Annotated in this window: 16 protein-coding genes and 1 other RNA gene; 7 read left to right on the top strand and 10 right to left on the bottom strand. The window is 71.4% G+C overall.

Translation table 11 applies throughout. From position 1 onward, the window contains the following. Positions 1–6: 6 nt before the first annotated feature. Complete coding sequence (gene nudC / locus Q0C57_RS05005) at positions 7–978, bottom strand: NAD(+) diphosphatase (protein ID WP_296572919.1); 972 nt, start codon at positions 976–978, stop codon at positions 7–9. 66 nt (positions 979–1,044) lie between these two features. Beyond that, a complete protein-coding gene (locus Q0C57_RS05000; protein WP_296572917.1) occupies positions 1,045–1,461 on the bottom strand; it encodes an HIT family protein in 417 nt (138 codons plus the stop codon). Positions 1,462–1,587: 126 nt separating this feature from the next. Between Q0C57_RS05000 and ffs the strand changes: the two genes are divergently transcribed. The 5 genes from ffs to recR all read left to right on the top strand — a co-directional run bounded on the left by ffs (position 1,588) and on the right by recR (position 5,219). Then, positions 1,588–1,685: signal recognition particle sRNA small type (gene ffs / locus Q0C57_RS04995), an RNA gene on the top strand. Between the two features lie 83 nt (positions 1,686–1,768). Next, entirely contained in the window at positions 1,769–3,613 is a 1,845-nt protein-coding gene (locus Q0C57_RS04990) for a DNA polymerase III subunit gamma/tau (protein WP_296572915.1), read from the top strand. 20 nt (positions 3,614–3,633) lie between these two features. Then, positions 3,634–3,957, top strand: coding sequence for a YbaB/EbfC family nucleoid-associated protein (locus Q0C57_RS04985; protein WP_296572913.1), 324 nt, complete (start codon positions 3,634–3,636; stop codon positions 3,955–3,957). A gap of 7 nt (positions 3,958–3,964) precedes the next feature. Continuing rightward, positions 3,965–4,435, top strand: a complete 471-nt coding sequence (locus Q0C57_RS04980; protein ID WP_296572911.1) for a cupin domain-containing protein — start codon at positions 3,965–3,967, stop codon at positions 4,433–4,435. Positions 4,436–4,613: 178 nt separating this feature from the next. Beyond that, positions 4,614–5,219 (top strand): recombination mediator RecR, encoded by a 606-nt coding sequence (recR, locus tag Q0C57_RS04975; protein ID WP_296572908.1) that lies wholly within the window; start codon positions 4,614–4,616, stop codon positions 5,217–5,219. 200 nt (positions 5,220–5,419) lie between these two features. On the opposite strand, the gene uxaC is transcribed toward recR, so the two are convergent. Beyond that, the gene (uxaC, locus tag Q0C57_RS04970; protein WP_296572906.1) at positions 5,420–6,856 is read right to left on the bottom strand and encodes a glucuronate isomerase; all 1,437 of its coding nucleotides are present in this window, start codon (positions 6,854–6,856) and stop codon (positions 5,420–5,422) included. Between the two features lie 132 nt (positions 6,857–6,988). On the opposite strand from uxaC, the gene cobF reads away from it, so the two are divergent. Further along, positions 6,989–7,744 (top strand): precorrin-6A synthase (deacetylating), encoded by a 756-nt coding sequence (gene cobF, locus Q0C57_RS04965; protein ID WP_296572903.1) that lies wholly within the window; start codon positions 6,989–6,991, stop codon positions 7,742–7,744. A 2-nt stretch (positions 7,745–7,746) separates the two neighbouring features. Here cobF and Q0C57_RS04960 read toward each other — a convergent pair whose 3' ends face one another. The 5 genes from Q0C57_RS04960 to cbiE are packed head-to-tail and all read right to left on the bottom strand — an operon-like array spanning position 7,747 to position 12,290. Beyond that, on the bottom strand, positions 7,747–9,069 hold the full coding sequence (locus Q0C57_RS04960) for a cobyrinate a,c-diamide synthase (protein WP_296572901.1): 1,323 nt from the start codon (positions 9,067–9,069) through the stop codon (positions 7,747–7,749). Next, positions 9,066–9,869, bottom strand: a complete 804-nt coding sequence (cobA, locus tag Q0C57_RS04955) for a uroporphyrinogen-III C-methyltransferase (RefSeq protein WP_296572898.1) — start codon at positions 9,867–9,869, stop codon at positions 9,066–9,068. The genes Q0C57_RS04960 and cobA overlap by 4 nt, the downstream gene beginning before the upstream one ends. After that, complete coding sequence (cobM, locus tag Q0C57_RS04950) at positions 9,866–10,636, bottom strand: precorrin-4 C(11)-methyltransferase (protein WP_296572896.1); 771 nt, start codon at positions 10,634–10,636, stop codon at positions 9,866–9,868. The genes cobA and cobM overlap by 4 nt, the downstream gene beginning before the upstream one ends. Further along, complete coding sequence (locus tag Q0C57_RS04945) at positions 10,633–11,043, bottom strand: cobalamin biosynthesis protein (protein ID WP_296572893.1); 411 nt, start codon at positions 11,041–11,043, stop codon at positions 10,633–10,635. Before Q0C57_RS04945 ends, cobM begins: the two co-directional genes overlap by 4 nt. Then, positions 11,040–12,290: a precorrin-6y C5,15-methyltransferase (decarboxylating) subunit CbiE gene (cbiE, locus tag Q0C57_RS04940; protein ID WP_296572891.1), complete on the bottom strand. Its 1,251-nt coding sequence runs from the start codon at positions 12,288–12,290 to the stop codon at positions 11,040–11,042. Before cbiE ends, Q0C57_RS04945 begins: the two co-directional genes overlap by 4 nt. Between cbiE and Q0C57_RS04935 the strand changes: the two genes are divergently transcribed. Then, positions 12,289–13,077 carry a cobalt-precorrin-6A reductase gene (locus Q0C57_RS04935; protein ID WP_296572889.1) on the top strand — a complete coding sequence of 263 codons (789 nt, stop codon included), beginning with the start codon at positions 12,289–12,291 and terminating at the stop codon, positions 13,075–13,077. The two genes, cbiE and Q0C57_RS04935, sit on opposite strands and share 2 nt — an antisense overlap. Here the strand turns inward: Q0C57_RS04935 and cobJ are convergent. Together cobJ and Q0C57_RS04925 are read right to left on the bottom strand one after the other, a co-directional pair. Continuing rightward, positions 13,044–13,811, bottom strand: a complete 768-nt coding sequence (cobJ, locus tag Q0C57_RS04930; RefSeq protein ID WP_296572886.1) for a precorrin-3B C(17)-methyltransferase — start codon at positions 13,809–13,811, stop codon at positions 13,044–13,046. The genes Q0C57_RS04935 and cobJ overlap by 34 nt on opposite strands. After that, positions 13,808–14,548, bottom strand: a complete 741-nt coding sequence (locus tag Q0C57_RS04925) for a precorrin-2 C(20)-methyltransferase (protein ID WP_296572884.1) — start codon at positions 14,546–14,548, stop codon at positions 13,808–13,810. Before Q0C57_RS04925 ends, cobJ begins: the two co-directional genes overlap by 4 nt.

Below are 14,548 nucleotides of genomic sequence, written 5' to 3'. Positions count from 1 at the left end.
ACAGCCTCAGCCCGTCTTGCCGTCCACGAAGGCCCGGATCAGGTGGTGCGCAATGGCGAGCGGCGGCGGACAGGAAAGCCGGCCCGGATGCTGCTTCGCCAGCATCATCCAGCACTCCTCGCGCGTGAACCAGCGCGCGTCCTCCAACTCCTCGGTGTCGATCTCGATGTCGCGGCTCTCCGCCTCGGCGAGGCAGCCGATCATCAGCGAGGCCGGGAAAGGCCAGGGCTGGTCGCACAGATAGGTCACCTGCCCCACCTTCACGGCCGCCTCCTCCATGATCTCGCGGCGCACGGCGTCGGCAATGGTCTCGCCCGATTCGAGAAAGCCGGCGAGGGCCGAATACATGCCCGGCGGGAAGCGGCGCTGCCGCCCGAGGAGGCAGCGGTCGCCGTCAACCGCCAGCATGATGACCACCGGGTCGGTGCGCGGGAAATGCTGCGCCCCGCAGGACGGGCAGTCGCGCCGCCAGCCGGCCTGCGACAGCTTCGACTGCGCCCCGCACTTGCCGCAGAAGCGGTGCGTCGCATGCCAGTGCATCACCGACTTGCCCTGGGCCATGGGGCCGAGATGGTGCGGCTCGACCACGCCGGTCATGGCGATGGTGCGCATGTCGGTGATCAGCAGGGTCGGGTCGTCGACCTTGATCTCGGCGATCCGGTAGGCATTGGGATCGGTCTTGGCCAGTTCCGGCACCAGGCGGGCGAAGCGCGGCGCGCCATTGGCGAGGCCGAGGAAGGCAGTCTCCAGCGGCTCGCCGAAGGCTTCCGCCTCCTTCGCCGTGAACAGCGGATCCCCCCGCTCGCCATTCCGGCGCAGGATCGGCGTCTCTCCCGCGAAGACATAGAGCCGGGTGCGCGGATCGGTGAAGGTGGCCTCGAGCCAGGCCGCGTCGCCGCGCTTGGCGCTCATCCGGTCGAGTTCGTTCTCGGTATAGCCGAGCGTGATGGGCGGCAGCGGCGGCAGGGCGTCGGACATGGCGAGGGGGCTTTCCGAGGAAGAGGGCGGCGACGCTCGCATGACCGGCGCGCCTGAGCAACGCACTCAACCGGCGGAGAGCCTTGCCCTCAGCGCGGCGATGAACCCCTCGCGCGAGGCATCGGCATAGGGCCGCGCCGGCGCCTTGCCCCAGACCGGACCGGGCCAGGCAGGGTCGCCGGCGAAACGGCCGATGACGTGGACATGGAGCTGCGGCACCATATTGCCGAGCGCCGCGACATTGAGCTTGTCGCAGCGGGTCATGGCGCGGAGCACATCCGAGACGGTCGCGATCTCCTCCATGAGCTGGACGCGATCCTCGCCGGCGAGGTCGACGATCTCCACCGCTCCCTCGCGCCGGGGAACGAGGATCAGCCAGGGATAGGTCGCATCGTTCATGAGGCGCACCGCCGAGAGCTGCAGGTCGGCGACGGCGAGCGTGTCGGCGGCGAGGCGGGAATCGAGGCTGAAGGCGGCGGTCATGGTCGATGTCTCTTGCAGGCTGGCGGCAGTCTAGCTGCCACCGGCGATTCTGTCCGGCCGGCCCCGGGGACCGACACGCCACGCAGGCGGCTTGCGTCCAGCCCGCCTTCCCGCCATATAGCCGGTGGGAGGTTGGCGGTGGACGAGACTCTCGCCAACCCGGTCAGGTCCGGAAGGAAGCAGCCGTAACGAGCCCGTTTCGGGTCGCGTGTCAGCCTCCCACTTCATCCCCGCGGATGGTTGCCCTCGCGCGCGCGGCGCGCGACATTGGCCAAGCCCTTCGCTTCAAGCCCCGAGCAGGACTGCCATGGATTCCTCGCCCGAGACCGAACCCGGGTTCGCTCTCGGGACCCCGGAACCCGCCGCCAAGGCCACGCCCTATCGGGTGCTCGCCCGCAAGTACCGGCCGCAGCACTTCTCCGACCTGATCGGCCAGGAGGCCATGGTCCGCACCCTGTCGAACGCCTTCGACACGGGCCGCATCGCCCAGGCCTATCTGTTCACCGGCGTCCGCGGCGTCGGCAAGACCACCACCGCCCGCATCCTCGCCCGCGCGCTGAACTACGAACTGCCCGGCGAGGTCGACCGCCCCTCCATCCATCTCGACCGGCCCGGCACTCACTGCCAGGCGATCATGGAGGGCCGCCACGTCGACGTCATGGAGATCGACGCCGCCTCTCACACCGGCATCGACGACGTCCGCCAGATCACCGATGGCGCCCGCTATGCGCCCGTCTCGGCCCGCTACAAGGTCTATATCGTCGACGAGGTCCACATGCTCTCGGAGAAGGCGTGGAACGCCTTCCTGAAGACGCTGGAGGAGCCGCCGGCCCATGTGAAGTTCATGTTCGCCACCACCGAGATCCGCAAGGTTCCGGTGACCGTGCTCTCGCGCTGCCAGCGCTTCGACCTGCGCCGTGTCGAGGCCGACGTGCTCGTGAACCATCTCGCCGGCATCTGCGACAAGGAGGGCGTCACCATCGAGGCGGATGCCCTCGGCCTCATCGCCCGCGCCGGCGAAGGCTCGGTGCGCGACAGCCTCTCCATCCTCGACCAGGCCATCGCCCACGGCGCCGGCGAGGTGACCTCGGAGAACGTGCGCCGCATGCTCGGCCTCGCCGACCGCGCCCGCATCATCGACCTGTTCGAGCACGTCATGAAGGGCGACGTCGCGGCCGCCATGGCCGAGTTCAAGAGCCAGTACGACGACGGCGCCGACCCGGAGATCGTCCTCGGCGAACTCGCCGAATTCGTCCATTTCGTCACCCGGGTGAAGGTGGCGCCGGCGGCGGCCGACGATGTCGCCTTCTCGGAGACCGAACGCACCCGCGGCCGCGATTTCGCCGCCCGCCTCTCGCACCGGGTCCTGGCCCGCGCCTGGCAGATGCTGATGAAGGGCATCGAGGAGGTGGCGCGCTCGCCCAAACCGCTGGCCTCCGCCGACATGGTCCTTGTCCGCATCGCCTATGCGGCTGACCTGCCGACCCCCGACGAGGCCCTGCGCATGCTCGCCGACGGCTCCGGCACCGTGGGCGCGGGAGCCGCCCCCCGCCTGCCCTCCGGCGGCTCCGGCGGCGGCGCATCTGGCCAGGCCGCTTCCGCTGCGGCCCCCCCGCGGCTGAGCGCCGTCGCCAGGCCCGAGGGCGCGCCGATGGCGATGCGCGAACAGGCGGCGCCGCAGGCCCCACCGCATCTGGTCCTCGCCAGCTTCGCCGAGGTCATCAAGCTCGCCGCCGAGAAACGCGATGTCCGGCTGAAGCAGCAGCTCGAGGGCGACATGCACCTGGTGCGCTGCGAGGACGGCCGCCTCGACTTCCGGCCGACGCGCAACGCCGCGCCGACGCTTGCCGGCGACCTGCAGAAGAAGCTCACCGACTGGACCGGCCGCCGCTGGGTCGTCACCATCTCCTCCGAGGAGGGCGAGCCGACCTTGCGCGAGCGCCTCGCCGCCGAACAGGCCGACCGCGAGCGCGGCGTCCTCGCCCATCCCTCGGTCCAGGCCGTGCTGGCGAAGTTTCCGGGCGCCGAGATCGTCGCGGTGCGCCCCCTCGACGGCACGGGCGAACCCGTCCCCGCAACGCTGCAGCCGGCCGACGACGACGATGCGGACGGCCATTGGGAACCCGTCGATCCCTGGGACGACGATTTCTGACGATCACGAAGGATGTCGCCATGAAGGACATTATGGGCCTGATGAAACAGGCGCAGGCCATGCAGGCCAAGCTCCAGGAGGCCCAGGCCGACATGGAGCGCACCGAGGTGCAGGGCACCTCCGGCGGCGGCATGGTCTCCGTCAGCCTCACCGTGAAGGGCGATCTCCGGAGCATCTCCGTCGACCCGTCGCTGCTGAAGGCCGACGAGAAGGAAATCGTCGAGGACCTCATCGTCGCCGCCCATGCCGATGCCCGCCGCAAGGCCGAGATCGTCATGCAGGAGAAGATGAAGAGTGTCACCGGCGGCCTGCCGCTGCCGCCCGGCATGAAACTGCCGTTCTGAGGCTTCCATGTCGCCGCGCCGCGTCGCCATCGCCGATATCGCGCCTTTCGCCTATGCTTTCGAGGCGGGCATCGGCGGCACCATGACCGATATCGGCCGCTCGCTCGGCAGCGACACGATCGGCCTCCTCGTCCAGACGGTGAAGCCGGGCATGCGCTCCTCGCGCCGCCACCGGCACCTGTTCCAGGAGGAGATCCTGGTGGTCATGGCGGGCGAAGCCGCGCTCATCCACGGTGAGGAGCGCCTGCCCGCGACGGCCGGTGAGGCCTTCTGCTACCGCGCCGGCGATCCAGAGCCGCATTGTTTCGAGAACACCGGCACCACGGACCTCGTCATCTGGGCCTTCGGCAACCGCTTTCCCCACGAGGTGTGCCTCTATCCCGACCAGGGCGTCGCCTTCGTCGAAGGGCTCGGCGCCGAAGTGCCGCTGGACACCGTGCGGCAGAGCGACTGGACCGAAAGCCGCCGCAAAAGCTGACGGAGCGGCAGGATGGCCGATGCGGGCGTCGCCCTGTCCGTCATGGCCGGGCTTGTCCCGGCCATCCACGACTTGACCACCGGGGCTGACAAAAAGTCGTGGATGCCCGGCACGAGGCCGGGCATGACGGAGGGGTTGAGGAACCGGTCGATGATTCCTCCGGAGAGGTAGCCCATCCATGTCCAAGAGGGTCACGGGCCCCGAGATCGAGCGGCTGATCCAGCTCCTCGCCAAGCTGCCGGGCCTCGGGCCCCGTTCGGCGCGGCGCGCCGCGCTGCATCTGGTCAAGAAGCGCGAGAGCCTGATGCAGCCGCTGACCGCGGCCATGGCTGAGGCCCTCGACAAGATCGTCATCTGCCGCGTCTGCGGCAATGTCGACACCTCCGATCCCTGCACCATCTGCACCGATCCGCGCCGCGACGGCGGCGTCATCGTCGTGGTCGAGGACGTCTCCGACCTCTGGGCGCTGGAGCGCGCCGGGGCGATCAATGCCAAGTACCATGTGCTCGGCGGCACGCTGTCGCCGCTCGATGGCGTCGGGCCGCAGGACCTCAATATCGAAAGCCTGGTCAACCGGGTCCGCGAGGGCGGCGTGCGCGAGGTGATCCTCGCGGTCAACGCCACGGTCGACGGCCAGACCACGGCGCACTACGTCACCGACCTCCTCGCCGGCACCGGCGTGGCCGTCACCCGCCTCGCTCACGGCGTGCCGGTCGGCGGCGAACTCGACTATCTCGACGAGGGCACGATCTCCGCCGCCATCCGCTCGCGCACGACGTTTTGAGGCGCGCGGGAGCCCTGCAGAACACAAGTGCGTCCTTCGAGGCTCGCCGCCGGAACCTTCACCGTCATGCCCGGCCTTATGCCGGGCATCCACGACTTCCCTTCGGACGGCAGTGTTCAAGTCGTGGATGGCCGGCCCAAGCCCGGCCATGACGGAGGGGGCCGCACCGCGGTCTCTGCGCAGGGCGGAGGGCCCGCCTCTCACAACCGGTAGGCTTCCTTGGCCAGCCGGTAGGCGAGATCGACGGCGAGGTCCTGCGCCTCGTCCTCGTCGAGCCGGCCGTCGCAGACGAGCTCGGCGAGATGGGCGCAGTCGACCCGCCGCGCCACGTCGTGGCGGGCCGGGATGGACGGGAAGGCGCGCGTATCGTCGTTGAAGCCGACCGTGTTGTAGAAACCCGCCGTCTCGATCGCCTGGCTCTTGAAGCGCTTCATACCCTCGACCGAATCGAAGAACCACCAGGGCGGCCCCAGCCGCAGCGCCGGATAATGGCCGGCGAGCGGCGCGAGCTCGCGCGAATAGGCCGTCTCGTCCAGGGTAAAGAGGATGATGGTGAGCGAGGGCTCGTTACCAACAGCGTCGAGCAGCGGCTTCAGGGCGGCGACATAGTCCGTCGGGCCGGGAATGTCGGCGCCCATGTCGCGGCCGAAGCGGGCGAAGATTCCGGCATTGTGGTTGCGCCGCGAGCCCGGATGGATCTGCAGCACCAGCCCGTCATCGAGGCTCATGCGCGCCATCTCCGTCAGCATCTGGCCGCGGAAAAGGTCCGCCTCCACTGCCGTCGCGGTGCCGGCGACGACCTTTGCGAAGAGCACCTCGGCCTCCACCGGAGACAGGTTCGCCGTGCGCGCCGACGGGTGGCCGTGGTCGGAGGCCGTGGCACCATGCGCCTTGAAGAAGGCACGGCGCTGGCGATGGGCCGCGAGATAGCCGGCCCATGTCGCCGTGTCCTCGCCGGTCAGTTCGCCGAACCGGACGACATTGGCTCCGAACCCCTCGAAGTCCGGGTCGACCACCGCATCGGGCCGGTAGGTGGTCACCACGCGACCGCCCCAGCCGGAGGCGGCAATGGCGGCATGCGACTTGAGATCGTCGAGCGCCCCCTCCGTCGTCGCGATCACCTCGATGCCGAAGGTCTCGAACAGCGCGCGCGGACGATAGGCCGGCTGCCGCAGCGCATGGTCGATCAGGTCATAGACGCGGTCGGCATTGGCCGCCGACAGCCGCGCGTCGAGGCCGAACAGGGCGGCGAAGGCATGGTCGAGCCACAGCCGCGTCGGCGTGCCGCGAAAGAGATGGTAATGTGCCGCGAAGCGCCGCCAGATGGCCCGCGGGTCTGTCTCGACCGGCGTGCCATCCTTTGTCGGCACGCCGAGGGATTCCAGGCTCACGCCCTGCGCATAGAGCATGCGGAAGACATAATGATCGGGCACGACGAAGAGCGTCGCCGGATCGGGAAAGGCGGCGTTCTCGGCATACCAGCGCGGATCGGTATGGCCATGCGGCGAGACGATCGGCAGGTTGGCGACGCTGTCGTAGAGCCGCCGCGCCACCGCCCGGGCCGTGGGATCGAGCGGCAGGAGCCGGTCGGGGGCGCAGATCCGGCTCGAGGGCGATGGCAGCCGCGACGGGGTCATGGATCCTCCCGCTCCGGATGGCCGCTTGATGTCGTGCCTTTCCTCCGATAGCCGCAGCAAACTAGTATGGTAGTTTGCGAAGTCAACGTGTCAGGGCTTGTCGCCGTGCCGGCAATGGGGCACGCAGACGGGATGCGCGCCATCACGCTCGTCGGCATCGGTGCCGGCCATCCGGACCACCTTACCCTTCAGGCGGTCGAGGCCATCGGCCAGGCCGAGGTCTTCTTCATCATCGAGAAGGGCACCGCCGCCGATCAGCTCGTCGGCCTGCGCGAGTCGATCCTCGCCCGCTTCGCGCGGAAGCCCGGCTGGCGGCTTGTCCGCATCGCCGATGTGCGCCGCGCGGCCGCGGGCGACTACGGCGCCGCGGTCGCCGACTGGCATGCCGCCCGCGCCCGCCTTTTCGCCGAGGCGATTGCCCGGGAACTGCCCGACGGGAGCCATGGCGCCGTCCTCGTCTGGGGCGACCCGGCGCTCTACGACAGTGCCATCCGGATCCTCGGGGCGGTGGCGGCCGACGGCCTGGCGTTCCGGCTCGACGTCATTCCCGGCATCAGCGCCCCCCAGGCCCTCGCCGCGGCGCACCGCATCCCGCTCAACCGGATCGGCGAACCGGTCCACGTCACCACCGGCCGGCGCATCGCGCAGGGATTACCGCCGGAGGTCGATTCGACCGTCGTCATGCTCGATGACGGCACGGGGCTCGCCTCCATCAATCCACGCGGGCTCGACATCTGGTGGGGCGCCTATCTCGGCACGCCCGACGAAGTGCTGATGGCAGGCCCGCTGACGGAGATCCGCGAGACCATCCTGGCGCTGCGCGCCGAGCGGCGGGCCGCTATCGGCTGGATCATGGACACCTACCTGCTGCGCCGGTCTCAGGCTTGATCTCACCCGGCCAGCCGCGCCATGGCATGGAAGAACGACCCCGACACCTGGCCGCGCACATGGCCTACCGGTCCGAGCAGGGCGCCCTCGGCGTCGCGCGCCGTCCCCAGAGCTCCCTCGGCCGCCGCTTGCGTGATGGTCGCATAGTGGAACTCGTGACCGGACAGCGCCGTTCCCGCCGGCCCCAGGGCGCTGGCCTGCTGCGTCGTCACCAGCCGGTAGCCGAGCGACATCCTGCGCCTGGCGAAGCTCGTCGTCACCGGCAGCAGCACCGCCATGGGATGGGCGATGCCCTCGGCATCGACCAGCGCCTCGCCGAGGACCATGTAGCCGCCGCACTCGCCATGGACCGGACGCGTCGCCGCAAAGCGGCGGAGCCCCGCCATGAAGCCGCCCGCCGCAGCCAGCCGCGGCGCATGCAGTTCCGGATAGCCGCCCGGCAGCCAGCAGGCGTCGCAGTCCTCCGGAGGCGCCTCGTCGGCGAGCGGCGAAAATGGCACGAGCACTGTCCCGGCGGCACGCCAGCCCGCCTCGACATGGGGATAGATGAAGGAGAAGGCAGCATCGCGCGCCACCGCCACCCGCCGGCCGGGCGGCGGCACCGGCGGCCCGGTGACCGGCGCCGCCTCGTGCGTGACACCGCCGGCGGCCGCCAGCAGCGCGTCGAGATCGACCGCCGCCGCCACGGCTTCGCCCAGCCTGTCGAGGCGGGCCTGGAGATCGGTGGTCTCGCCGGCCTGGACGAGGCCGAGATGGCGTTCGGGGAGGATCAGCCCGGCCTCGCGCGGCAGCGCCCCGAAGACCCGCGTGCCGATGCGTTCCATGCCATCGGCGGCGAGCCGGCGGTGGCGCTCGCTCGCCACCTTGTTGAGGATGACGCCGGCAAGGGTGATGCGCGGGTCGTAGCGCTGGAAGCCGAGCGCCACCGCCGCCGCCGACTGGGCCTGGCCGGAGACATCGATCACCAGAACCACCGGCCAGCCGAGCCTAGCGGCGATGTCGGCGCTGGCCCCGGTCCGGCCGGCGGCGGCCCTCACGCCGTCGAAGAGGCCCATCGACCCTTCGGCGATGACGATGTCGGAGCCGGTCGCGGCCTCGCGCGCGAGGGCGGCGACCAGACCGTCCGGCATGGCGAAACTGTCGAGGTTGCAACTCGGCGCTCCCGTGGCGGCGGCATGGAAGGCGGGATCGATATAGTCGGGTCCGCACTTCACGCCGCGCACCGCGAGACCACGCGCGCGCAAGGCCCTCTGGATACCGAGGGTGACGGTGGTCTTGCCGGAACCGGACCGCGGCGCGCCGATCAGGAGGCCGGGGGCGCTCATGCCGTGGGCTCCACCGCTGCCGTGGTGAGATGGGGCAGGATATCCCGACGCAGCGCCGCGATGGCGCCGACCGCGACGATGGCAGGCGAGCGGATCTGGCCGCTCCGCGCCATCCCGGCGAGGTCGCAGAGCCGTGCCTCGGCCACCTCCTCGCGCTCTGTCGTCGCCCGGTGGACGACCAGCACCGGTGTCTCCGCCGCAAGCCCGCCGGCGATGAGCTCGGCGGAGATCGGGCCCATGGTCGACACCGCCATGTAGAGGACCAGCGGCTGGCCGCAGCGGGCGAGCGCCCGCCAGTCCATGGCGGCATCCCCGGCCAGGTGGCCGGTCGCCAGGATCACGGCATGGTTGGTGTCGCGGGCGGTCGCGGGAACGCCGTGGAGCGCCAGGCTCGCAAGGCCCGACGAGACGCCGGGCACGACACGGAAGCCGATCCCGGCGGCGGCCAGGGCCGTCGCCTCCTCGTGGCCGCGGCCGAAGATGAAGGGGTCGCCGCCCTTCAGCCGCAGCACCCGCCGGCCGGCCTGCGCCTCGGCGACGAGGCTGGCATTGATGTCGACCTGACGCGGCGAGGGCTGGTGACCCCGCTTGCCGGCATTGACCAGGCGGGCGCCGGGCCGCGCCAGCATGAGGATCCGCGCATCCACCAGGGCGTCGTGGACCACGACATCGGCCTGGCCGAGCCCGTGCAGGGCTGTCAGCGTCATGAGGCCGGGATCGCCGGGACCGGCCCCGACCAGCCAGACGGTACCGGGCGCCAGATCCGGCAGGAAGGAGAGCGGCTTCGACAGGGCGCTCATACCGCATCTCCACCGCCGGGCCGGAACCTGCGGTCATAGCCGGTGGCATAGAGGGCGCTCTCGCGAAAGTCGCGTGCCGACAGCGCCGGCCCGACGAGGATCAGCGCGGTGCGTTCGACGCCCATTGCAGCGACCGCCGCGGCGAGGCTGCCGAGCGTCGCGCGGATCACCTGTTCGTCAGGCCAGGAGGCCCGAAAGACCACGACGGCCGGGCAGTCGGCTCCGTAGAAGGGCATCAGCTCCGCGACCACCCTGTCGACCACGTGGATCGACAGATGGATGGCGAGCGTCGCACCCGTCGCCCCGAAGGCCGCCAGCGTCTCGCCCGGCGGCATGGCCGTGGCGCGACCCGAGGTGCGCGTCAGCACCACCGACTGGGCGACCTCCGGCAGGGTGAGCTCACGCGCCAGCACCGCCGCCGCGGCGGCGAAGGCCGGAACGCCGGGTGTCACCGTATAGGCGATGCCCGCCGCATCGAGCCGGCGCAACTGCTCGCCCATGGCGCTCCACACCGAGAGGTCGCCGGAATGGAGCCGCGCCACGTCCTGGCCCGCCGCGTCCGCCGCGACGATCTCGGCCATGATGGCGTCGAGGTCCAGCGGGGCGGTGTCGACGATCCGCGCCTGGGGCGGGCACCAGGCGAGCATGTCGCGCGGGATCAGTGAGCCGGCATAGAGACAGACCGGACAGCGGGCGATCAGATCACGGCCGCGCAGGGTGATGAGGTCGGCCGCACCCGGTCCGGCACCGATGAAATGGACGGTCATGGCCGCTCCTGTCGCGGAGGTTTGCGGGCGAGCGCACAGGTGACGGGCCCGAGGGCGATGCGGGTGACGATCAGCACGGCATCCGGGCCCGCCGCGGCCAGTGCGGCGGCCTCCGCCACGGACCCGACGCCATGGAGAGCGACGACACGGGCGGAGCGCGTGACGCAGCCGGCATCCATGCCGGCCAGAGCCGCCTCGGGCAGCCCGAGCAGCGGCAGGCCGAGCCGCCCGGCGAGCGCCGCCAGGCCCGGCTCCGCGACACGGTTGGAGACCGTTGCCAGACAGCCGAGATCGCCGGGGCCAAGCGACAGCCGCGCGAGAGCGAGGTCGAGACAGGCGCGGATGGCGGCCTCGCCGGTGCCGGGCCGCAGGCCGAGGCCGGCAGCGATCATCGCGGGCCCGCTCATGGCTTGCCGACCCGCCACTGTGTGACGGCCATGGCCGGCCGCCAGCCATGCATGGTTCCCACCGCGTCGAGGCGCGACACCTGGATGCGGCGCATGGTGCCGCCATGGCTGAGGAACAGGGCTGCCAGCCGCGCCTCGCCCTCCAGCGACACGGCGTTGGCGACGAGACGGCCGCCGGGCCGCAGCGCCTCCCAGGCAGCGCCGAACAGGCCGGGCGCGCCGAGGCCGCCGCCGATGAACACGGCATCGGGCGCCGGCAATCCGGCGAAGGCGGCGGGCGCCACGCCGCCGATCACTGTCAGCTGCGTGACGCCGCAGCGCGCGGCATTGCGGCCGATACGACCGGCCCGCTCGGCCCGCGCCTCGATGGCGATCACCCGGTTGTCCGGATGGGCCAGCGCCCATTCGATGCCGACCGAGCCGGAGCCGGCGCCGATATCCCAGAGGCATTCGCCCCGCCGCGGCGCCAGCGCCGCCAGCGTCACCGCCCGTACCTCCGATTTCGTCAATTGCCCGTCGCTCTCGAACAGCGCATCGGGGAGCCCCGGCACCAGAGGCAGGACATCGGCGGCCTCGTCGGCAACCACCGCGACGGCGAGCGTGTTGAGCGGGTCGACATCGGTGAGGTCGAAGGTCGCAGCCCTGACCTGACGCAGCCGCTCACGCGGCCCGCCCATGGCCTCGAGCACGGTCAGGCGCGAGCCACCCATGCCGCGGGAGGCCAGCAGGGCTGCGACCTGTCCCGGCGTCGACCCGTCCCACGAGAGAGCGAGAATACGCGCACCGGGCTGCAGGTGCGGGATGATCCGCTCCAGCGCCCGGCCATGCAGCGAGACCAGCGCGCAGTCCTGCTGCGCCCAGCCGAGCCGCGCGCAGGCGAGCGCATAGGCCGAGGGCTGTGGAAAGACCTGCATCTCCTCCGGGGAAATGAGCCCGGCCAATGACACGCCGACACCGTGGTGGAAGGGATCGCCGGTGGCGAGCACGCAGACCCGCCGGCCGCGATGGGCGAGAATCTCCGGAAAGGCCGCATGGAGCGGGCTAGGCCAGGCCAGCGTCCGGGCCGCGAGCGGCGCCGCCAGTGCCAGGTGGCGCTCGCCGCCGACGACCAGATCCGCCGCATCCAGCGCCGCGGCGGCGGCCGGGGCGAGCCCCGCCCGCCCGTCCTCGCCGATACCGACCAGCGCAAGCCAGCGCGCCGTCCCCCCGCTCGACAGCGGCGCCGTCATCCGCGACACATCAGCCATGGCCATGCCTCCCGCCGAACCAGACAGAACGCTGCTCATCCTGGGCGGCACCACCGAAGCCGCCCAGCTCGCGGCGCGGCTCGCCGCGGCATATCCGGGTATCGCCGCGACCGTCTCCCTCGCCGGACGGACGCAGGACCCGCGCCCCCTCGCCCTGCCGATGCGGACCGGCGGCTTCGGCGGCGCAGCAGGGCTCGCCGACTATCTCGCGGCCTCCGGCACGAGAACCGTGATCGACGCCACCCATCCTTTCGCCGCCGTCATGCCCTTCCATGCCGACGTCGCCTGCCGCGCGACGGGCACCGCCCTGCTGGCGCTCACGCGCCGCGCATGGCAGGCCGCGGACGGCGACCGCTGGATCGGCGTCGACACCATGGCGGAGGCCGCGGCGGCGCTGGGCAAGGTCCCGCGCCGGGTCTTCCTGACGATCGGCCGGCAGGAGCTCGGAGCCTTCGCCACGGCACCCCACCACACCTATCTCGCGCGGGTCATCGATCCACCGGACGGGCCCTTGCCGCCGAACCTGACGCTGCTTCGCCACCGCGGCCCGTTCGACACCGAGGCCGAGACCGAGTTGATGCGGCGCGCCGCCATCGACATCGTGGTGGCCAAGAATGCCGGGGGCGAAGCCACCATTGGCAAGGTCATGGCGGCGCGCCGGCTCGGCCTTCCGCTGGTCATGGTCTCCCGCCCGGCAAGGCCCGCCGTGCCGACGGTCGCGACGGTGGAGGAGGCGATGGACTGGCTCGGCGCTCACGGCTGCCTCCCGACACGGCGCGGCGTGTAGAGATGCGAGGCGCCGTCGGCGCCCGTCACCCGCCGGGTCGCCGTGGCACCGACGAGCACCAGCGTTGCCATGTCGGCGTAAGGCGCGCGGTCCACGGCCTCCGGCAGCGTCATGACCGCGACGCTCTCGTCGGGGCGCCCGACGGCCCGGGCGAAGGCGACCAGCGTCTCCGCCGGCTTGATCTCCGCCGCGAGCGCCAGCGCGGCACCGAGCTGCCAAGGCCGCGCCCGCGATACCGGATTGTAGAGGGCGACCACCAGATCGGCTGCCAGGACGGCGCGTAGCCGGCTCGTTACCACGTGCCATGGCTTCAGATTGTCGGACAGGGACAGGGCGCAGAAATCGGCGCCAAGGGGAGCGCCGAGCCGCGCCGCCGCCGCCAGCATGGCGGTGATTCCGGGCTCGATGGTGACGCCGACCCCGTGCCAGCCCGGTCGTGCCTCCTCCAGCGCCTCGAACACCGCCGCCGCCATGGCGAAGACGCCGGGATCGCCGCCCGAGACGACGGCCACCGCGCGTCCCGTTGCCGCGAGATCGAGCGCATGGCGGGCACGGTCGCCTTCGACCCGGTTGTCCGACGGATGGCGGGTCAGCCCCGCACGCTCCGGCACGCGGTCGAGATAGGGGCCGTAGCCGACGAGATCGCTGGCCGCGGCAAGGGCCTCGCTGGCGGCGGCGGTCCAGTAGCGCGGGTCACCCGGTCCGAGGCCGATGACGGTGAGGGTTCCGGTCACAGCCGACGGCCCTCCCCCGGCACCAGCACCATGGCGAAATAAGGTGCATCGTCGTCCAGCTTGTCCTGCAGCGGCAGGATCACCTGACCCGCCATGGCGGCGCGCTCCACATAGATGGCTCGCTCGAGCAGGCCGGCAGCGGCGAGCGCCCGTCGCACCTTGGCGAGGTGCCGGCCGAGCTTCATGACCACCGCCGCATCGGTCCCCGCAAGGCGGCGGATGAGGTCGTCTTCCGCCAGGGTGCCGGGGAGGACGGTGAGCACGTCGTCGCCCCAGGTGATCGGGGCATTGGCCAGCGTCCAGGCGCCCGACATGCCGGTGATTCCGGGAATGACCTCGAAGGGATAGCGCGGCGCCAGCCGGCGCCACAGATGCATCAGCGACCCGTAGAAGAAGGGGTCGCCCTCGCAGAGGATGGCGACCGTTCGCCCCGCCTCGGCCTCGGCCGCGAGCCGCGCCGCGCTTTCGGCGTAGAAGACGGCGATGGCGCCGTCATAGCCCGCCTCGCCGACGGCAACCTCTGTCGTCACCGGATAGACGAGCGCAATCTCGCGGGCCGGATCGGGGCCGAGGATGCGGTCGACGATGGTGCGCGCATGGCCGCGCTGGCCGCGCTTGCAGAAGTGGACGAGACGGTCGGCCGCATCGAGCACGGCCCGCGCCCGCAGCGTCAGATAGGACGGATCGCCCGGGCCAAGCCCGACGCCGTAGAAGACCGGGGTGGACTTGCAGGTCAT

It is taken from the genome of Phreatobacter sp. (assembly GCF_022843985.1).
In the GTDB taxonomy this organism is placed as follows: domain Bacteria; phylum Pseudomonadota; class Alphaproteobacteria; order Rhizobiales; family Phreatobacteraceae; genus Phreatobacter.
Note: the sequence above shows the minus strand (reverse complement) of the source record. Positions and strands in the feature narration are given on the sequence as shown.